Source organism: Chryseobacterium sp. ZHDP1 (assembly GCF_018603435.1).
GTDB classification, from domain to species: Bacteria; Bacteroidota; Bacteroidia; order Flavobacteriales; family Weeksellaceae; genus Chryseobacterium; species Chryseobacterium indicum.
On the sequence record NZ_CP075682.1, the window covers coordinates 221,542 to 242,809 of the forward strand.

The 21,268-nt window shown below is 38.3% G+C and carries 18 protein-coding genes; 17 read left to right on the plus strand and 1 reads right to left on the minus strand.

Translation table 11 applies throughout. The annotated features are described in order from the left end of the window. Positions 1 to 402: 402 nt before the first annotated feature. The 11 genes from KKI44_RS00920 to KKI44_RS00970 all read left to right on the plus strand — a co-directional run bounded on the left by KKI44_RS00920 (position 403) and on the right by KKI44_RS00970 (position 16,727). A complete protein-coding gene (locus KKI44_RS00920) occupies positions 403 to 2,778 on the plus strand; it encodes a glycoside hydrolase family 127 protein (RefSeq protein WP_214589429.1) in 2,376 nt (791 codons plus the stop codon). Positions 2,779 to 2,915: 137 nt separating this feature from the next. Next, positions 2,916 to 4,829 carry a sialate O-acetylesterase gene (locus tag KKI44_RS00925; RefSeq protein ID WP_214589430.1) on the plus strand — a complete coding sequence of 638 codons (1,914 nt, stop codon included), beginning with the start codon at positions 2,916 to 2,918 and terminating at the stop codon, positions 4,827 to 4,829. Positions 4,830 to 4,942: 113 nt separating this feature from the next. Further along, a complete protein-coding gene (locus KKI44_RS00930) occupies positions 4,943 to 6,397 on the plus strand; it encodes an MFS transporter (protein WP_214589431.1) in 1,455 nt (484 codons plus the stop codon). A gap of 286 nt (positions 6,398 to 6,683) precedes the next feature. Further along, positions 6,684 to 7,805: an endo-1,4-beta-xylanase gene (locus KKI44_RS00935; protein WP_214589432.1), complete on the plus strand. Its 1,122-nt coding sequence runs from the start codon at positions 6,684 to 6,686 to the stop codon at positions 7,803 to 7,805. 101 nt (positions 7,806 to 7,906) lie between these two features. Beyond that, positions 7,907 to 8,881 carry a glycoside hydrolase family 43 protein gene (locus KKI44_RS00940; protein WP_214589433.1) on the plus strand — a complete coding sequence of 325 codons (975 nt, stop codon included), beginning with the start codon at positions 7,907 to 7,909 and terminating at the stop codon, positions 8,879 to 8,881. Between the two features lie 167 nt (positions 8,882 to 9,048). Beyond that, the gene (locus KKI44_RS00945; RefSeq protein ID WP_214589434.1) at positions 9,049 to 11,079 is read left to right on the plus strand and encodes an alpha-glucuronidase; all 2,031 of its coding nucleotides are present in this window, start codon (positions 9,049 to 9,051) and stop codon (positions 11,077 to 11,079) included. A gap of 284 nt (positions 11,080 to 11,363) precedes the next feature. Continuing rightward, positions 11,364 to 12,017 (plus strand): fructose-6-phosphate aldolase, encoded by a 654-nt coding sequence (fsa, locus tag KKI44_RS00950; protein WP_214589435.1) that lies wholly within the window; start codon positions 11,364 to 11,366, stop codon positions 12,015 to 12,017. Positions 12,018 to 12,021: 4 nt separating this feature from the next. Continuing rightward, positions 12,022 to 12,867, plus strand: a complete 846-nt coding sequence (locus KKI44_RS00955; RefSeq protein WP_214589436.1) for a transketolase — start codon at positions 12,022 to 12,024, stop codon at positions 12,865 to 12,867. A gap of 595 nt (positions 12,868 to 13,462) precedes the next feature. Further along, on the plus strand, positions 13,463 to 14,416 hold the full coding sequence (locus KKI44_RS00960) for a transketolase family protein (RefSeq protein WP_214589437.1): 954 nt from the start codon (positions 13,463 to 13,465) through the stop codon (positions 14,414 to 14,416). A gap of 114 nt (positions 14,417 to 14,530) precedes the next feature. Then, entirely contained in the window at positions 14,531 to 15,715 is a 1,185-nt protein-coding gene (gene galK / locus KKI44_RS00965; protein WP_214589438.1) for a galactokinase, read from the plus strand. Next, positions 15,684 to 16,727 (plus strand): UDP-glucose--hexose-1-phosphate uridylyltransferase, encoded by a 1,044-nt coding sequence (locus tag KKI44_RS00970; RefSeq protein WP_250902125.1) that lies wholly within the window; start codon positions 15,684 to 15,686, stop codon positions 16,725 to 16,727. The genes galK and KKI44_RS00970 overlap by 32 nt, the downstream gene beginning before the upstream one ends. 16 nt (positions 16,728 to 16,743) lie before the next feature. On the opposite strand, the gene KKI44_RS00975 is transcribed toward KKI44_RS00970, so the two are convergent. Next, positions 16,744 to 17,652, minus strand: coding sequence for a helix-turn-helix domain-containing protein (locus KKI44_RS00975; protein WP_250902126.1), 909 nt, complete (start codon positions 17,650 to 17,652; stop codon positions 16,744 to 16,746). A gap of 153 nt (positions 17,653 to 17,805) precedes the next feature. Between KKI44_RS00975 and KKI44_RS00980 the strand changes: the two genes are divergently transcribed. The 6 genes from KKI44_RS00980 (at position 17,806) to KKI44_RS01000 (ending at position 21,242) form a co-directional block, all read left to right on the plus strand. Then, on the plus strand, positions 17,806 to 18,630 hold the full coding sequence (locus KKI44_RS00980; RefSeq protein ID WP_214589439.1) for an SDR family NAD(P)-dependent oxidoreductase: 825 nt from the start codon (positions 17,806 to 17,808) through the stop codon (positions 18,628 to 18,630). Positions 18,631 to 18,660: 30 nt separating this feature from the next. Continuing rightward, positions 18,661 to 19,494: an alpha/beta fold hydrolase gene (locus tag KKI44_RS00985; protein WP_214589440.1), complete on the plus strand. Its 834-nt coding sequence runs from the start codon at positions 18,661 to 18,663 to the stop codon at positions 19,492 to 19,494. A 27-nt stretch (positions 19,495 to 19,521) separates the two neighbouring features. After that, positions 19,522 to 20,376: a helix-turn-helix domain-containing protein gene (locus KKI44_RS00990; protein ID WP_250902127.1), complete on the plus strand. Its 855-nt coding sequence runs from the start codon at positions 19,522 to 19,524 to the stop codon at positions 20,374 to 20,376. Next, positions 20,352 to 20,411, plus strand: a complete 60-nt coding sequence (locus KKI44_RS22680; RefSeq protein WP_250902210.1) for a hypothetical protein — start codon at positions 20,352 to 20,354, stop codon at positions 20,409 to 20,411. Before KKI44_RS00990 ends, KKI44_RS22680 begins: the two co-directional genes overlap by 25 nt. A 275-nt stretch (positions 20,412 to 20,686) precedes the next feature. Then, positions 20,687 to 20,962: a DUF6150 family protein gene (locus tag KKI44_RS00995; protein WP_214589441.1), complete on the plus strand. Its 276-nt coding sequence runs from the start codon at positions 20,687 to 20,689 to the stop codon at positions 20,960 to 20,962. After that, positions 20,955 to 21,242, plus strand: coding sequence for a DUF2911 domain-containing protein (locus KKI44_RS01000; protein WP_250902128.1), 288 nt, complete (start codon positions 20,955 to 20,957; stop codon positions 21,240 to 21,242). Before KKI44_RS00995 ends, KKI44_RS01000 begins: the two co-directional genes overlap by 8 nt. Positions 21,243 to 21,268: the final 26 nt, after the last annotated feature.

Consider the following 21,268-nt stretch of genomic DNA (forward strand, 5'->3'; position numbering starts at 1 on the left):
CAGTTTCTACCTTCGAAACTTACACTTTATTCATCTAAGACATTAAAAACAGATGAACTTAATGTTAAAAATATGTTAAAATTAATTTTTCTTTCATTTTAAATTTACCCTGAAACAGTCAGTAGGGCTTAGTCTTAAAAATACGATAAGCTATTAATATAAAATATCAGCGTTCATACTGTATATTCCGTATTCATTTTTCATGCAGGTAATTTGACTGTATGGTTCTGATTATCGCGTTTTTTCATAATCTTAATTTTTATGATAAGCTCCTGTTGTTTTTAGTTTTTTTCTAAGACTTTAAAATAGACTTTTTTTTGATTTCAGCGGCACATTCTGCAAAATTCTTTGTCATATTGATTCTTTCTTTTATTTTTAGAAATGTTGAACAGACATTTATTCATGAATAAAAAATCACTGATAGTATTTTTAGGTTTTGGCACACTTGCTTTTGGACAGGTGAGCAAAACAGTCAGTTATTTTCCACTGAACAAAGTCGCTTTGTCTGAAAGCATATTCAGCAGGGCAATGCAGACAGATAAAAATTACATAATGTCTATGGATGCCGACCGTTTGTTGGCTCCCTATTTAAAAGAAGTAGGACTTAATCCTAAAAAACCGAATTATCCGAACTGGGAAAATACAGGATTGGATGGTCATATTGGCGGACATTATATTTCTGCTTTGGCTTTAATGTACGCTTCTACAGGCGATGCGAAAGTAAAACAGAGGCTGGATTATATGATCGATGAGTTGGAACGCTGTCAGAATCTTTCAGGAAACGATTATATTTCCGGCGTTCCGTATGGCAAAAAGATATGGAAAGAAATCTCGGACGGCAATATTCGTGCATCCGCTTTCGGACTGAACGACCGTTGGGTTCCTTTATATAATATTCACAAAATATATTCCGGTTTGCGTGATGCCTATTGGTATGCAGACAGCGAAAAAGCAAAAAAAATGCTCATTAAGCTTACCGACTGGATGGCAGATGAAGTTTCCAAACTTTCCGATGAGCAGATTCAGGAGATGCTGAAAAGTGAGCACGGCGGACTGAACGAAGTTTTTGCCGATGTTTATGACATTACCAAAAATGAAAAATATCTTAAGTTAGCACACCGATTCTCACATCAGGCGATTTTAAATCCATTATTGATTCACGAAGATAAACTGACGGGAATTCACGCCAATACGCAGATCCCGAAAGTAATCGGTTTCAAGAGAATCGCAGATCTGGAGCATAATAAAGAGTGGAGTGGTGCGGCAGATTTTTTCTGGACTAATGTCACCCAAAAACGTTCAGCTATTATCGGCGGAAACAGTGTAAGCGAACATTTCAATCCTACCGGAGATTTCAGCGGAATGATTAAAAGTATTGAAGGTCCCGAAACCTGCAATACCTATAATATGTTGAAATTGACCAAACAACTTTTTGCGACCAATCCAAAATCTTCTTATTTGGATTATTACGAAAGAGCTTTATACAATCATATTCTTTCCACCCAAAATCAGGAAAAAGGCGGTTTTGTTTATTTTACACCCATGCGTCCCGGCCATTACAGAGTATATTCCCAGCCGGAAACCAGTTTCTGGTGCTGCGTTGGTTCAGGAATGGAAAATCACGCCAAATACGGCGAAATGATTTATGCGCATTCTGATAACGATTTGTACGTAAATCTTTTTATTCCGTCTGTTTTAAAATGGTCGGAGAAAAAATTGGTCATAAGACAGGAAAATAATTTTCCGCAGGAACCTTCCACAAAATTGATCTTTGATCTTGCTCCAAAAACTGAAATCAATTTAAAATTAAGAGCACCGGAATGGACGGATATCTCACAGATAACACTTTCCGTGAATTCTAAAAAGGTCAATACTTCTGTAGATTCCGAAGGTTACATCAACATCAGCAGAAAATGGAAAAAAGGTGATGTCATTGAGATGAAAATGCCAATGCATTTGTCTGCAGAACAGCTTCCGGACAAATCGGATTATTATGCATTCAGATACGGACCCATTGTTCTGGCAGCAAAATATGGCAAAGAAAATCAGACAGGGCTCTTTGCCGACGACAGCCGCGGTGGACATATTGCACACGGACCGCAGATTCCTCTGAACGACATTCCTGCAATTTTAGGATTTTCAGCAACGGTTTTGAATCATCTTCAGCCTGTTAATGAGAAAGATTTAAAATTTAAAATTAGCGGACTTTATCCTCAGAATAAATTCAGTAACGGATTGGAGCTTGTTCCGTTTTACCAGATTCAGGAAGAACGTTACATTATCTATTTCCCTCAGGCAACTCAGGATAAAATCGAAATGATTCAGAAACAGAAAGCTAAAGAAGAAGCGGAAATTCGAAAACAGGATAATATTACGACCGATAAAATCCAACTCGGCGAGCAACAGCCGGAATCTGACCACTTTTTTGAGAGCAAAGATGCTTACGAAGGCTATATGGAAGACCGGCATTTCCGCGACGCTAAAGGCTGGTTTAGCTATCAGATGAAAAACAAGGACAGGAATGCAAAATACCTCTATCTTCTCTATTTCGATGCCAACAGCTACCGTACCCTGAATGCCGAAATCAATGGAATTAAAGTGTTTTCCCAAGATTTTGAAGGAAAAATGGGCGGTTCTCCACAAACTTTACTCATTCCGATTCCTGAATCTGAAATCCGTAAAGAAATTTTGAACATCAAGTTTAATTCGGGTGAAAAATCATTAACGCCGAAAATCATCGAAGTAAGATTACTGAATCAAACGCCAGATAAAAACTAAAAACAACTGCAGAATTAAATCTGCTCCATAGGAGCAATATCTGTGTAGAAATACAATTGACCGAAGAAACAGAACTCCGTAGGAGTTCAATCTAAGAAAGAACAAATTTGCAATTAGCGTTTAAAGTATAAAAAATTATGAACCATAAAAATATTACCAGAACGATTACCTTAATGCTTTGCATATTCTGCAATATGCTTTTTCAGGCAAAGGTTACGCTTCCCAACTTAGTTTCAGACGGAATGGTGTTGCAGAGAAATCAAAAGCTGAATATTTGGGGGAAAGCCGATGCCAATGAAAAGGTAGACGTTAAATTTCTCAATAAAAACTACAAAACCACCGCAGATCAAAACGGAAACTGGAAAATTCTACTTCCAGAACAAAAAGCAGGCGGTCCGTACACCATGACCATCAACGAAATCACTTTAAAAGATATTTTGATTGGCGATGTATGGCTCGCTTCCGGACAGTCTAATATGGAACTGCCCATGCGCAGACTGACGCCGTTGTATTCAAACGAAATCAAAAATGCCAACAATCAGAACATCCGTTTTTTTACGGTTCCTCAAAAATATAACTTCAAATTACCTCAGACTGAATTGGACGGAGGGAAATGGGAAGCAACAAATTCTCAAACCATTCTGAATTTTTCTGGGGTTGCATATTTTTTTGCTAAAGATGTAAGTGAAAAAAATAAAGTTCCGGTAGGAATTATTCACGCGAGTTTGGGAGGTTCTCCAATTCAGGCTTGGATGGATGAAAATTCACTGAAAAAATATCCTGAATATTTGGATGAGGCTAAAAAATGGCAGAATGATGAGTTGATAAAATCAACAGAATCTTCGGAACAGGCATTAAGCAAAGCCTGGTATACAGAACTAGATCAGAGTGATTTAGGGTTAAACCAACATTGGGAAAAATTTGATCTGAATGATTCTGACTGGAAAACCATGAAAATTCCGGGTTCTTGGGAAGATACGGAAGGCTCTTTTGAAGGTTCGGTCTGGTTCAGAAAAGAAATTATTTTAACTAAAAATCAGGCAGGAAAAGCCGCTTTTTTAAACCTTGGAAGAATTAAAGATGCCGATGTAACGTACATTAACGGAACAAAAGTCGGAAATGTAACTTATGAATATCCTCCGCGTTGGTACGATGTTCCGGCAGGAATTCTTAAGGAAGGTAAAAATGTAATTGCCGTAAGAGTTTCCAACGGAAGCGGAAAAGGGCAGTTCATCGCAGATAAACCCTATTACCTTGAAATCGACGGACAAAAAATAGATTTAAAATCCGAATGGAAATATAAAATCGGGGCAAAAATGGCAAAAATGGCACCCGGAACAACCTTTATCCGCTGGAAACCGACAGGATTGTATAATGCCATGATCAATCCTTTAATCAATTATAATATCACAGGAGCAATCTGGTACCAAGGAGAAAGCAATACCGGAAAACCGAAAGAGTACGGCGATTTATTAACTACGATGATTACAGACTGGAGAAATAAATTCAATAACAAAGAAATGCCGTTCATCACAGTTCAATTGGCTAATTTTATGGAATCAAAAGCACAGCCTATCGAAAGCAACTGGGCGGAGCTAAGAGACCAGCAGCGTAAAGTTTCATTACAGGTTCCAAATGCCGGACTTGCCGTAATCATCGATGTTGGGGAATGGAATGACATCCATCCGCTGAACAAAAAAACAGTAGGAGACAGGCTTGCGTTGCAGGCAATGAAATTGGCTTACGGAAAAAACATCGTTGCAGAAGGACCGGTTTATCAGTCAATGAAAATCGATGGAAATAAAATTGTACTTTCTTTTAAAAACGGAACCGATGATTTTGCTCCCGTTGCTGAACTAAAAGGGTTTGCCATCAAAAATACCGGCGGAAACTGGTCTTGGGCAAAAGCAAAAATCCAAGGCAAAACAATTACAGTTTGGAATGATTCGGTCACAAATCCTGTTGCTGTCCGTTACGATTGGGCAGATAATCCCGATGGAAACCTCAAAAACAAAACCAGACTTCCCGCATCGCCTTTCACTACGGAATAATCTTTAAGCCTTTGCTGAGTTTACGCCTTTGCGAGCCTTAAAAACGATTAGTAGTCAAAAAATCTTTGCGGACTTTGCGTTTAAAAATTAATTATAAAAATATCAACAATCATATGAATAACTCATCTCAAAAAATATCTGTCGTTGAAAAAATCGGCTACAGTTTGGGAGATTTAGCAGCCAATCTGGTTTTCCAGACTTTGGTTACGTATTTAGCTTACTTTTACACCGATATCTACGGATTAAAACCGGAAGACGCCTCCATTATCACTTTGATTGTCGGATTGATTGCAGGTTTCGGATTCAATCCGATGGTCGGTGCTTTGGCAGACAGAACACGAACCAAATGGGGAAAATTCCGTCCGTGGATTTTATTTTCTGCCGTTCCGTTGGGCGCAGCCGCACTTTTTGCATTCAGCACTCACGATTTTTCTTATCAGGGAAAAATGATCTATGCAGCGGCAACATATACGATTTTACTGTTGTTATATGCTGCTAATAATTTGCCTTATGCTGCTTTAAGTGGCGTGATTACAGGCGATATGAAAGAAAGAAACAGTATTTCATCATACCGTTTCGTAGCAGTGATGTTTGCTCAGTTTTTTGTACAGGTATTTATGTTGCCGATCATTTTATCAGCAGGAAACGGCGATAAAGCAGTCGGAATTGAGATCGTAATGACGTGGTTGGCAATCATTGGAACCATTATGTTGCTCATTACATTTTTCACCACCAAAGAAAGAGTGATTCCAAAACCGGAACAGGAGTCCACTTTGGGAGCAGATTTAAAAGATTTAAAGAAAAACAAACCGTGGATTATTATGTTGATGGTTACAGCGTTGATTTTCATTACTCTGGCAATGAAAGGAGGTTCCTATGTCTATTATTTCAACAATTATGTGGATGAAACTTCTTTGAAAAATTTCATATCACCGATTACCGCATTTTTCAGTTCTGTCGGGATGAATTTCTTCGGAGAAGATCCTCGTTCAGCAGGTTTCGGACTCTTTAATGCAGGCGGAATTATTATGATGATCATCGGAATTACCTTTTCAAAAAGATTTGCCGACAAATATGGAAAAAGGGACGCGTTCATTGCATCACTGTTCATTTCAACTTTGTTCATTGTGGCATTCATTTTTTACCCGCCAAAATCGGTGGGATTAATGTTTCTTTCGCAGATTCTTCATGGTTTTTTCTACGGAATCAGCACACCTTTGCTTTGGGCAATGATTGCCGATGTTGCCGACTATTCCGAGTGGAAAAACAACAGACGCGCCACAGCCATTATTTTTTCCGCCATGATGGTGGGGTTAAAAGTGGGTTTGAGCATCGGAAGTTCACTGGTTTCCTCTATTATCGGACATTACGGCTACATTTCTTCGGAAGGTACGGAAAATATTATCCAGCCGGAATCCGTAGCGAATGGAGCTCAGATGCTGGTCAGTATTTTTCCGGCCATTCCATTCTTTGCGGCGTGTGGATTACTAATGTTCTACGAAATCAACAAAAAAATGGAAACCCAAATCGAGCAGGATCTGAAAGAGAGAAGGAAAAAAGAAGATTAATATAGGTTTAATGATTTGGGCAGCTTAATCCATCTTCCACTCCCGCTTTTTTGTTCCGCTTTGCTTCATAAAAAGAGCTCCGTTCAAGCCGGGCTGCGAGATTCAGGATAAAACAAATTTTAGAATTAAAGACAATATTGGACATTCTTTAGTTTAAGAATTTTAATAGAGAAAAACAAAATAACAAAAGCTCCGTAGGAGCGAACTGTTAATAGCCAATATATTCAAGCCATTGAGCCTCGTAGAGGCGACCTGTTAAGTTTCGGAATAAATAATAAAATTAAAAATGAAAAAAATAGCCGCATTACTTGGAATTTTAACCCTGACCGTTTCCTGCAAAACCGCAAGTTCGGCATCATCAAAAGATTCCCTGAAAGATGCTTTCAAAAATAAATTCTACATCGGAACAGCAATGAGCCTTCCTCAAATTAACGGTACCGATGTAAAATCTGATGAAATTATCAAAAAGCAATTCAGTTCCATCGTTGCAGAAAACTGTATGAAATCGATGTTTATCCAGCCGCAAGAAGGGCAGTTTTTCTTTGGTGATGCAGATAAATTCGTAGAATTCGGGGAGAAAAATAAAATGTTCATCATTGGTCATACCTTGATCTGGCATTCACAACTGCCAAAATGGTTTTTCGTGGACAAGAACGGAAAAGATGTTGCTCCGGAAGTTTTGAAACAAAGAATGAAAAGCCATATTTCAACTTTGGTCGGTAGATACAAAGGTCGTGTAAAAGGCTGGGATGTCGTGAATGAAGCGATTATGGAAGACGGAACGTACCGCAAAAGCAAATTTTATGAAATTCTGGGCGAAGAATTCATTCCGTTAGCTTTTCAGTATGCGCAGGAGGCAGATCCAAATGCCGAATTATACTACAATGATTACAACGAGTGGTTTCCTGAAAAAGTAAAAACCGTTACCAAAATCGTCAAAGATTTGAAATCCAGAGGTATCAGAATTGACGGCGTAGGAATGCAGACGCACGTAGGACTTGACACCCCAAAACTGGAAGAATACGAAAAAGCAATCACTGATTATGCAGCAACAGGAATAAAAGTGAATGTTACCGAAATGGAAATCAGCGCACTGCCTTCTCCTTGGGGAACTTCTGCCAACGTTTCCGATAAGGTGGAATATGAAGCAAAAATGAATCCTTACACCAAAGGATTACCGGAAAATGTGACGAAAGAATGGGAAGACCGTTATCTGGATTTCTTCAGATTATTTATCAAACATCAGGATAAAATCAGAAGAGTGACTTTGTGGGGCGTTACTGACAGTCAATCCTGGAAAAACGATTTCCCGGTAAAAGGCAGAACCGATTATCCGCTGCCATTCGACAGAAATTATCAGGCAAAACCTGTCGTGGAGAAAATCATTGGGTTAACAAAACAAAAATAATTATAGAGCCATTAAACCTTATAGGTTTTTAAAACCTATAAGGTTTGAATAAAAAAATCTATCATTCTATGAATCTATTATCTAAATATCTAAAATAAAAAATGAACAAAGCAAAATACCTTTTCCCGAAAGACTTTATGGCAGATCCTTCTGTACACGTTTTTGAAGGCAAATTATACATTTATCCCTCTCATGACCGCGAAAGCGGGATCGAAGAAAATGACAATGGCGACCATTTCGATATGAATGATTATCATGTTTTTTCCCTTGATGATGTGGAAAATAGCGAAGTTACAGATCATGGTGTTGTTCTTTCGGTACAAGATATTCCCTGGGCAGGAAGACAGTTGTGGGATTGCGATGTGGCTTTTAAAGACGGTAAATATTATATGTATTTTCCTTTAAAGGATAAAAATGATATTTTCAGAATCGGCGTTGCGGTAAGCAATAAACCTTACGGACCATTCGTTCCGGAAAAACATCCGATGATGGGAAGTTACAGCATAGATCCCTGTCTTTTTGAGGATGAAGGAAAACATTATATGTATTTTGGAGGAATCTGGGGCGGACAGTTACAACGGTACAGAAACAATAAAGCACTGGAATCTGCCATTCTTCCTGACGAAGATGAACCTGCCATTTCATCAAAAGTAGTAATGCTCAGCGATGATATGCTTGAGTTCGGTGAAGAGCCAAAAGATGTTGTGATTCTTGACGAAAACGGAAACCCATTGCTTCACGGTGATAAACATCGTTTTTTCGAAGCATCATGGATGCATAAATACAACGGGAAATATTATTTTTCTTATTCCACAGGAGATACGCACTTAATTTGCTATGCAGTGGGTGATAATCCTTACGGTCCGTTCACTTTTCAGGGTGAAATTTTAACTCCGGTCGTAGGTTGGACCACCCATCACAGCATTGTAGAATTTAAAAATAAATGGTATCTGTTCTTCCATGATTCTGTTCCGAGCGGTGGAAAAACATGGCTGAGAAGCATGAAATTCGTTGAATTGGAATACGATGAAAATGGAAAAATAAAAACTATTGAAGGACTGGAAGCCCAGCAGTAACTTCTAAAACTTTGACAAAGTTTGTTTCTTAAAGAACTCGAAGAGTTCAACAAAAGTAGCCGTAGGTGAAACCTATGGAATATTACCGAAGATAAGCCGAACCCGAAGGGTTCAATCTCAACAGCCGTAGTTAAAACCTATGAAATTTAAAGCAAAAATTTAAAATAATGCAACATTTCCGACACTATATATTACTGTTTCTCATCATTCCGTTCATGGCTTGGGCTGAAGACGGAAGCCAGTTATGGCTAAGATATCCGGTAAACCCAAAATCAAGAAATATTGTGAATTCAAACAGTAAAAGTCCAACTATTGAAATCGCCAAAAAGGAACTCAATCAACATTGGATCGGACAAGCAGTCGACTTGAAGATTGATCGGTTTCCGGAAAGTTTTAAAGACGGTTACAGAATCATTTCAACACCGAAAAAAATTACCGTCTCGGCAAAAACAGATTTGGGACTGTTGTACGGAAGTTATTATCTGTTGAATCTGCAGCAGCAAAAAGCAGATTTTTCTCATTTGAAACTTGAGGAAAAACCTTCCTATGATGTAAGGATTCTGAATCATTGGGACAATCTGGACGGAACTATTGAACGCGGTTATGCCGGTCATTCACTTTGGAAATGGGAAGATTTACCAGGTAAAATTTCCCCGCGATATGAAGAATATGCAAGAGCCAATGCGTCCATCGGAATCAATGCAACGGTTTTGAACAACGTCAATGCTTCACCAAATATGCTTCGAGAAGATTATTTAAAGAAAGTTAAGATTTTGGCTGATATCTTCAGACCTTACGGAATTAAAGTGTATTTGTCTGTTAATTTTTCTTCACCGAAAGTTTTGGGAGGACTGCAGAATTCCGATCCGCTGAATCAGGAGGTACAGAAATGGTGGAAAGATAAAGCCGCAGAAATTTACAAATTGATTCCTGATTTCGGAGGATTTTTAGTGAAAGCCAATTCCGAAGGGCAGCCCGGACCGCAGGATTACGGAAGAACACATGCCGACGGAGCCAATATGATGGCGGATGTTCTGAAACCTTACGGCGGAATCGTCATGTGGAGAGCATTTGTGTACAGTCCAAGCAAAGATGACCGTGCAAAACAAGCTCATCTGGAGTTTGTTCCTTTAGATGGAAAATTCAGAGATAACGTGATTATTCAGATTAAAAACGGACCGATTGATTTTCAGCCTAGAGAAGCATTTAACCCGCTTTTTGGAGCATTGAGAAAAACTTCTGAAATGGTTGAATTTCAGATTACTCAGGAATATTTAGGACAGGCAAATCATCTGGTTTTTCTGGCACCGTTATTCAAAGAAACTTTAGACAGCGATACTTTTTCAGATGGAAAAGGTTCCACAATTGCTAAAATTACAGACGGAACATTGAGACCTGCAAAACTTACTGCCATTGCTGCAGTGGCGAATATCGGAGAAGATAAAAACTGGACGGGACATCATTTTGCTCAAGCCAATTGGTATGCGTTCGGACGTTTGGCGTGGAATCACAATTTAACTTCGGAACAGATTGCTGATGAATGGATTAAAATGACCTTTACAGATCAGAAAAACTTTGTAAATCCGGTCAAAGAAATCATGCTTACTTCCCGTGAAACTGCAGTAGATTATATGATGCCGCTTGGTCTTCATCATATTTTTGCCGGAAATCATCATTACGGTCCCGAACCGTGGGGCGATTACAAAGGAGGAAGACCCGACTGGTCACCCGTATACTATCATCAGGCAGATGCAGCCGGACTCGGTTTCGACAGAACAAAAACAGGAAGTAATGCAGTTTCACAGTATTTTCCGCCATTAAATGAAATCTACGGGAATATTAAAACGACACCTGAGAACCTCATTCTTTGGTTCCACCACGTTTCCTGGGATTATAAAATGAAAGACGGAAAAACACTTTGGGAGGAACTTTGTTACAAATATGAATCAGGAGTGAAAGGCGTGAGAGTGTATCAGAAAACTTGGGAAACTGTGAAACCTTACGTTGATGCAGAAAGATTCTCAGAGATTCAGGACAAACTGAAAATTCAGGCAGATGATTCCGTTTGGTGGAAAGATGCGTGCCTGTTATATTTTCAGACTTTTTCCAAAAGACCAATTCCTGCTGATATTGAAAAACCTGTCCACCAGCTTGAAGATCTCAAGAAAATTAAGCTCAACATGGGACATCACAATTAATCAATCTCTTTAATTTAAACAAATAACTTTCTAAATCTTTTTAAGACAGGAAGTTGTTTGTTTTATAATTTAAGTGTAAATTTAACACTTAATTAAAACTTTAATAATGTCTTATTTAATAATAATCAGATGTTTAAAATCTCGTTTGTCATTCAGCAGAAAACTCAAAAGGTAAATAAATACCTGGATTCATGCAGAATGACAAACTGACTGTTGATGGTGGAGCAGCAATCAAAACTAAAAATCAAACAGTTAGTCAAAAAATAATCAATAAAAATCTACATATGAAATTTTTTATCGATACTGCCAATTTAGAGCAGATCAGAGAAGCGCAGGATTTGGGAATTCTTGATGGTGTCACCACCAATCCGTCCCTGATGGCAAAAGAAGGAATCAGCGGGAAAGAAGCTATTTTAGAGCACTACAAAAACATTTGCGAAATTGCAGATGGTGATATTTCGGCAGAGGTTCTTTCCACAACCTACGAAGAAATGATCAAAGAAGGCGAGGAATTGGCAGCCATTCATCCTAATATTGTGGTAAAAGTTCCTATCATCAAAGACGGAATCAAGGCGATTAAATATTTTTCCCAAAAAGGAATCAGAACTAATTGTACCTTAATTTTCTCAGCAGGACAGGCTCTTTTAGCGGCAAAAGCAGGAGCAGCTTATGTTTCGCCATTCTTAGGAAGACTGGATGATGTTTCTACCGATGGTATTCATTTAATTCAGGAAATCAGAACCATTTTTGATAATTATGGTTTCGAAACTGAAATTTTGGCGGCATCTGTCCGTCACGCGATGCATATCATTAACTGTGCGAAAATTGGTGCTGATGTGGTAACTTGTCCTTTGCCTCCGATTTTATCATTGCTAAAGCATCCTTTAACGGATTCCGGTCTGGAACAGTTTATCAAAGATTCACAAAAAATGCAATAAAAATATGCACGATATTCAAAAATTAAAAAATATTGCTTCACAGGTTCGCAGAGATATTGTAAGAATGGTCCACGCCTGCCAGTCGGGACATCCGGGAGGTTCATTGGGATGTACAGATTTTCTTGTAGCGCTTTACTTTGATGCAATGAAAAGAAAAGAAGGATTTGATATGACGGGAAAAGGCGAAGATGTATTTTATCTTTCCAACGGCCATATTTCTCCTGTTTTTTACAGTGTTCTGGCACATGCGGGATATTTCGATAAGTCTGAACTGGCTACTTTCAGAAAGCTGAATTCCAGATTGCAGGGACATCCGACTACGCATGAACATCTTCCCGGAGTTCGCATTGCTTCGGGTTCGCTTGGACAGGGATTGTCTGTGGCAGTTGGTCATGCGGTCGGAAAGAAATTAGATAAAGATACGAATTTGGTTTTCAGTCTTCACGGCGACGGAGAATTGCAGGAAGGGCAGAACTGGGAAGCGATTATGTATGCTTCTCACAACAGAGTTGATAATCTCATCGCCACCGTAGATTATAACGGACAGCAGATTGACGGCCCCACATCCAAAGTACTTTCTCTGGGAAATCTTAAAACCAAGTTTGAAGCTTTTGACTGGAAAGTTCTTGAAGTGGAAAACGGAAACGATATGGAAGAGATTTTGAAAGTTCTGGATGAAGCAAAATCTTTGACAGGAAAAGGACAGCCGATTTGTATTCTCCTGAAAACAGAAATGGGTTATGGTGTCGATTATATGATGGGAACTCACGCTTGGCATGGAAAAGCACCGAATGATGAACAATTAGAAAAAGCTTTAGATCAACTCAAAGAAACTTTAGGCGATTATTAAATTAAAAATTATTTGGGCAGCTTTTTCCGTCTTCCGCTCCCGCTTTTTTGCAAATTTCCAAGGCTTTTCCACCGCGGAAATTTGCAAAAAGAGCTCCACTCAAGCCGGGCTGCGAGAAATCGAGGAACGAGATTCATCGATTCAAAATAAAAATAATAAAGTGGAGATAGATTTGCCGTTCCAAATCAATCAACGAACAAAGCATTAAATAGAAAAAGTTTTCGGAAATAACAATAGAATTTATTGTGATGTTAAATTACAGGTCGCTCCTACGGAGCTGGATTCTCTAGAATTAATTTTTCTATTAACAGTTCGTCACGCTGTGGCTCCATCTAAATACGCTTTAGAATAATAAATGCTCTGTAGGAGCGAACTGATAATAGATCAAAATAATTTGGCATCACAAAACCTCGTAGGTGACCTGTAAAGCTTTTAATATTCACAAAAAAAATATTTTGTAAAAACATCGGATAAAATTTACTTGAGAAATCCATTTTTAGCTGAGCAAAGTGCCTTTACGAACGAAAATATCCTCAATAAGATAAAAAAATCTTTGCGCTTTTTGCGTCTAAAACAAAATCAACAGATTAATCAAATGAAAAAATATACCTACACAGAAAAAAAAGACACCCGAAGCGGTTTCGGAGCAGGAATGGCAGAACTGGCAGATAAAAATCCGAATGTTGTCGGACTCTGCGCGGATCTTATTGGCTCCTTAAAGTTTGAAAAATTCATCGAAAAAGCACCGGAGCGTTTCTTCCAGATCGGAATTGCAGAAGCCAATATGATTGGAATGGCAGCAGGTCTGGCAACGGAAGGAAAAATACCTTTCACGGGAACTTTTGCTAACTTTTCTACAGGAAGAGTGTACGATCAGATTCGCCAATCGGTGGCTTACTCAGGGAAAAATGTGAAAATTTGTGCTTCCCATGCCGGTTTAACGTTAGGTGAAGACGGTGCAACCCACCAGATTCTGGAAGATATAGGATTAATGAAAATGCTTCCGGGAATGACGGTGATCAATACCTGCGATTATAATCAGACGAAAGCGGCAACCATTGCTATTGCAGAGTACGAAGGACCTGTTTATCTGCGTTTTGGGCGCCCTGTGATTCCTGTTTTTACAGATGAAAATCAAAAATTTGAAATCGGAAAAGCATGGATGGTGAATGAAGGGAAAGATGTAACCATCATTGCAACAGGGCATTTGGTTTGGGAAGCCATCAAAGCAGGAGAAATTCTTGAAGAACAGGGAATCGATGCTGAAATTATTAACATTCACACCATTAAGCCTTTAGATTCTGAAGCCATTCTTACTTCCGTTAAAAAAACGGGTTGTGTAGTAACTGCGGAAGAGCACAACAGATCAGGCGGATTGGGAGACAGTGTTGCTCAGCTCTTGATTACAGAATACCTTGCACCTCAGGAATATGTTGCCGTAAACGATAGCTTCGGGGAAAGCGGAACACCGGATCAGCTGATGGAAAAATACGGATTAACAGCCCATGATATTGTAGAAGCGGTGAAAAAAGTAATGAAGAGAAAATAAACAATTGCCTGATTTAAATTTTTGGCACAAACTCACGATTTTTTCAGAGAAAAAGATAAATTTTATTCGTGAATTCTTGGCAAAAAGATTTAAAATCATAAATTGCAGTTATATATGCAGGATAATTTAATCAACCACACAAAAGATGCGTTTCGGGCATTTTTCCAATCGGAACCTGAAAGAATTTTTCTCGCTCCGGGAAGAATCAATATCATTGGAGAACACGTCGATTACAGTGACGGATTTGTGCTTCCGGCGGCCATTGATAAATATATTTGTTTTGCTGTAAAAAAAACAGATGATGCTGCAATCTCTTTTTTTGCCAAAGATTTTAACGATTCTTTCAGTTTTGATGTTCATGAAAATCAGATTCCGGTTTCGAAGACCTGGGCAAATTATCTGTTAGGTGTTTTTAATGCCATTCAGGAATTTGGGAAAGAAGTCGAAGGATTACAGATTGCTTTCAGCAGTACGATTCCGATGGGTTCCGGTTTGTCTTCTTCAGCAGCTTTAGAATGTGGTTTTGCTTATCTTCTCAACGAAATTTTCGATTTGCATTTAAATAAAAAAGAAATAGCGGTTATCGGTCAGAAATCCGAACATACTTTTGTAGGGGTAAAATGCGGCATTATGGATCAGTTTTCGTCAGTCTTCGGAAAAGAGCATCGGGTGATTATGCTGGATTGTAACTCTCTGGAGCATCAGTATTTTGAGGCTAATATCGATGGTTACAGTCTGGTTCTTTTCGACAGCTGTGTAAAACATACCCATCTTACTTCCGGTTACAATGACAGAAGAAGGGATGTTGACAATGGTAAAAAAATATTGGGCGAAAAATTTCCTGAAGTGAATAAATTTAGGGATTTCAGTTTTGAAATGCTGGATGAAGCAAGAGCAGAAATGGGAGAAGTTCCTTATAAAAGATGCTTTTACCTTCTCAAAGAGATTAAAAGAGTGGAAAAGGCTGCAAAAGCTTTGTCAGAAGGCAATATAGAATACCTTGGTCAACTTTTGAATGAAACCCATACCGGACTTTCGACAGAGTTTGAAGTAAGCTGTGATGAGCTCGACTTTATGGTTGAACAAACGTTAAAAGAAGAAGGCGTCTTAGGAGCGAGAATTATGGGTGGCGGTTTTGGCGGCTGCAGCATCAATCTTATCAAAGATGAAAAGGTAAATCGCGTTATTGAAAATATCACGCATCTGTATAAACAGGCTTACAATATAGACATGAAAGTCTACAAAGTAAAAATATCGGACGGAATTAATGAATACCAGAGAAATGAAATCGTCATTTAATCAGAAAAACCATCCTCACAGAAGATACAATCCGCTTTTGGACGAGTGGATTCTGGTTTCTCCGCAACGAGCGAACCGACCTTGGCAGGGGCAGACCGAAAAAACATCACACGAACAGCTTCCGGCTCACGACCCGAATTGTTATTTATGCTCTGGAAACGTTCGGATTAACGGAGAAAAAAATCCGGATTATAAAGGCGTTTTTGTTTTTGATAATGATTTTGGCTCTTTGATGAAAGACAATGTCGAATTTTCTGGTGAAACTTCAAATTTCTTTTTATTAAAACCTGAACGCGGGATTAATCGGGTTATCTGCTTTTCGGAAAATCATAGTCTTACGTTGCCCGATATGGAAGTTAATGACATTAAAGCAGTCGTTGATGTGTGGCAGAAACAGTATGAGGAACTGGGAAATCTCGATTACATCAATCACGTTCAGATTTTTGAAAATAAAGGTCAGGTGATGGGTTGCAGCAATCCGCATCCGCATGGGCAGATCTGGGCACAGTCTTCAATTCCTTCTATGGTATTAAAAACGCAGGAAAATCTTAAAAGATATTTTGAAAAAAACGGCACTTCTCTTTTAGAAGATTATGTAAAAAAAGAGTTGGAAGCCGATGAAAGAGTCATTTTAGAAAATGAGGATTTTGCTGCATTAGTTCCTTTCTGGGCAATATGGCCTTACGAAACGATGATTGTAAGCAAAAGAAAAACTGAAAATTTACTTGAGTTTTCCGAAAAACAAAAGCTTTCTTTGGCATCAATAATAAAAGATTTAACCACGAAATACGACAACCTTTTTAATACTTCATTTCCCTATTCAGCAGGGATTCATCAATCGCCAACCGACGGAGAATCTCATCCGGAGTGGCATTTTCATATGCATTTTTATCCGCCTTTGCTGAGAAGTGCAGCAGTGAAAAAATTTATGGTCGGTTATGAAATGCTTGCCGAAGCTCAGCGTGATATCACACCGGAGCAAAGTGCAGAGATATTAAAGAATCTTCCTTAAAAATAAAATATACCCATCATATATTAACATTTTCCCGATACTGAACAGGAGTTAATCCAACAATTTTTTTGAATAATCTTGTAAAGTAAGAAGGACTTTCAAATCCCAGATCATAAGCTATTCCGGAAACATTGTTTTCTGAACTTAACAGTAGATTTTTAGCTTCTTTAATCAAATAAATATGAATATGCTCCAAAGCTGTTTTTCCGGTTTCCTGCTTTAGTACATCACTCAGATAACGCGTGGAAACAGAAAGTTTATCCGCAAGGTAATTAACGGTTGGCAGCCCATCTTTTAAGTGCAGGTCTTTTTCAAAATAATTATCTACCACTTTCTGGAATTTTTTGACCATCGTTCCTGATACATTGATACTTCTGTCGATAAACTGTCTCTTATAAAACCGGTCAGAATATTTAAGAATAGAATCTATGTGCGACAGAATGATCTCACGGCTGAATTCATCCGGATTTTCATCATATTCTTTCCGGATTTTATAATATAATTCCCACAATATCAGTTCTTCACCGGGAGAAATGTGCAACGCTTCATTGATTTCATATTCGAAATAACCGTATTTTTTTATCTGTTCGTAAAGATGATGTCCGGAAAGATAATCTTCGTGGAAAAACATCACAAAACCTTTTTCTGCAAACTGTACATTGCTTACTTCAATGATTTGACGCGGCTTCATAAAAACTGCCGAACCGTTGCTGTGGTCATATTTGGTCTTCCCGTACAAAACGTGTCCTGATTTTATCTTTTTCAGCGCAACCATATAAAAATCACCGGTAAAACGGTCTTCTCCTACAGAATACGTCATTAATTCTTTACACGTCATAAGACTTATCAGCGGATGTTTCGGCATCTCAAAGCCACTTTTCTCGTGAAGTTCAGTGATGCTTTTATAATGGTTGATTTTTTCCATAGTTTACTTTTTATTGACGTTTTACCATATTAAATGTCTCGTTTCGTATTTCTGTGCTATACTTCCGCTCATTTGTGTTAGAGCTTCGGGAGTTCATCCGCCTAACTTTGTCCTATCAAAATTAAACAAATAAACATTTAAAATTTTAACAAAATGCAAAAAACAATTTTTATTACAGGAGCATCAAAAGGATTCGGAAAACTATGGGCAGAAGCACTCTTAAAAAGAGGAGACAGAGTGGCAGCTTCAGCAAGAAATATTTCTGCTTTAGATGATTTGAAAACACAATACGGCGATCAGATTTTACCATTGCAGCTGGATGTCAATAATAGAACAGAAGTCTTTGAAGTTGTCGCAAAAATAGAGGAACATTTCGGAAAAATTGATGTTTTAATTAACAATGCAGGCTTCGGATTATTCGGAACCACTGAAGAAACTTCGGAACAACAGGCAAGAGAACAGATGGAAACCAATTTCTTCGGCTCTCTTTGGGTGGCGCAGGCTGTTTTACCGGTGATGAGAAAACAAAAAAGCGGGCATATTATTCAGGTTTCCAGCTTTTTAGGATTGACGACTTTACCATTGTTAGGCTTGTACAATGCTTCAAAGTTTGCTGTGGAGGGGCTTATAGAAACCATAGGAAGCGAAACGGCACATCTGGGAATTAAAACAACTTTAATTGAGCCAAATGGTTTTGCAACAGATTGGGCAGGATCTTCGGCGGTTCAGACTTCTTCGGAAATTACAGATTATAATCCGGTGCGTGCTGCGTTTGCGGAGTCCGGCGACAATCCTGAAACCTGGGGAAAACCGGAAGCTACCGTTCAGCCAATTTTGGATATTATCGACAATGGGAATCCACCAAAAAGAGTATTATTCGGTAAAATTGCCTATCATGTTGTAAGCGAAGTGTATAAAAAACGTCTGGAAGATATTGAAAACTGGAAAGAAGTAAGCATTGCAGCACACGGACATTAATTTAATATACAACCATAAAATTCTATCACAATGAAAATAGCATTAACAGCAGAAACCCAATTTGCAGAGATTAACCATAATAAAATTGCCTATCGAAGATTCGGAGAAGGAACGCCATTATTTTTCATCAACCGGTTCCGAGGAATTCTGGACACGTGGGATCCTCTTTTTGTGGATGCTCTGGCGGAAAAAAATACCGTAATTCTTTTTGATTATCCGGGAATTGGAAATTCCGAAGGCGATCTGCCTCTGAATATTTTTGAAGTTGCAGAAACCGTTCCCGCACTTGCCGATTATCTGGGAATCGACAAATTCAATATATTAGGCTGGTCTTATGGCGGATTGGTAACCCAAACGGTAATGTTTCAGAATCCGGAACGGGTATTGAAAACTGTTTTAATAGGAACTAATCCTCCCGGAGAAAATGAAATCGTAATAGAACCCGTTTTTTTCGAGCATGCTTTGAAACCTGAAAACAATCTGGAAGACGAATACTATCTTTTCTTCGAACCGGCTTCGGAAAGAAGCAGAAAGGCAGCCAAAGAATCACACGACAGAATTGCACAGCGACTTAACAGAGCATTGATTCCTTCTACACCGGAAGTTTTCCAAAGGTACTTTGCAGGTTCCGGATCTTTTAAAGAAGACCAACTGAATTTCCGCGAAGGATACAAAACTTTGAAAACGCCGGTTCTGGTGATTTCGGGAGACCATGACATTAGTTTTGCCACTGAAAATTGGTTTCCCTTAATGAAAAATGCACCTACAATGCAGCATATCATTTTAAATGATGCCGGACACGGACCGCAACATCAGTATCCTGAAATTACGGCGGGTTACATCAATCTTTTCCTGAGTAAATAATTATTTTTTACAGTTAAAATTCAGCCGATGAAACACTATAAAACCCTGACAGATCTTCATTCAGATAACGGATGGAGCGCTCCGGAAAGTCCGCTTTTCAGTGTAGTCGGCTGTCTGTCCGAATGCACTTTAGGGAATCGGGAATTCACGACAGATGGCTATATTATTGCTTTTAAGAAAATAAAATCGGGCGTTTTTATGTATGGAAGAACGCCCTATGATCACAACAATGGCAGTCTGTTTTTCGCAAAGCCGCGACAAATGATCGAAATGAAAGATTTGCATTTTGAAGAAAATGGCTATATGCTGCTGATTCATGAAGATTATCTTAAGGGTCACGAGCTTTTCAGTACAATAGAGCAATATAGCTTTTTTGATTATGAAGTGACGGAAGCGCTCCATCTTTCCCCAAAAGAAGAGCAGATTATTCTTGAACTGAAGGATAAAATTCACAAAGAATATTTCAATAATCCGGACGAATACAGCCGTGAGATTATTCTCAGCCATATTTCATCTATTCTGAAATATGCACAGCGGTTTTACAAAAGACAATTCGTCGATCATTCCCAGATAAAAGGAAAAATGATTTCGAAATTTAACGCCGCCTTAAAGAATTACATCAATGAAGGTAAATTGGAGCATAACGGACTTCCCACTGTTGCACAATTAGCAGAGCAGCTTTTTGTTTCTCCACGTTATCTCAGCGATTTATTGAAACAGGAAACAGGAAAAACAGCAATGGAACTCATTCATATTTTTCTGATTTCCGAAGCCAAAAATCTTTTAAGACTTAAAGAAAAACGCATTACAGAAATTGCTTTTCAGCTTGGTTTGAAAATGCATCCTACTTCACGAGACTGTTTAAAAAACAGACAGGAATGAAGCCCATGGAATTTAAAAACATGAGTTTGAATTAAAGATAATGAACCGTTTACAAACCTTTTTTCAGTTGAAAAGAAGTCATAGTTTTTAGTTTTAGTGGCTATATAAATATACGAAATTTATTTAAAATTTAATGGGTGAAAGACTGTGAGATTTATGTTAGATGAGTTTAAATTGGTCTTTTTAGCTGTAACCGATAAAAAATTTTCTGAAATTATTTTTTTTATTTTGTTTACTCACATAGTATATTTGTAATTTATTTTCAATCATAATTTTATCTGTTTAATAAAAGCATAAAAATCATTTAAAAATGGCAAGAATATATCAGACCGCATCTATGGGAGAAGCGCATATAAGAGTTGCGATTGTAAGCAGGGGAGATGCAGATTTATTAGTTCATAGAGTTTCTTCCTGGGGGTCGGCTAAAGGGGATGCACTTTGGTTTATAACTCGTAATAAACAAGATGCTGATTTTTTGATATTCTTTACTTCTCAGGGAATGGCGGATGTGAAAATATGCTTTGTAGACTCTTATGGTGAAGCGGGATGGCAGAAGGAAAGTCGATTTAAGGGAAGATTTGCTTGATAAAAGTAGGAAGAAATCTTCAGCCTTTCATTATATTTTCCTGTATTTCGTGAAAAATACGCTGGATAAAGAAATTAGCGTTCAGGGTAAACAACTTCCTGCCGGAAAGTACAGCTTTTTCTTGATTCCTAGAGAAAGCGGAACTTGGGCTGCTATCTTTAACAAAGAGCCAAAACAATGGGGCGCTCACAAATACGAACAGGTAAAAAATGCTTTGTGTATAGATATAAAAAAAAGCACTGCCTGCAAAACAGGAAGCTCTGGTTTCCAAAATAAATAAGAACGGACTCTCGATGGATTGGGATA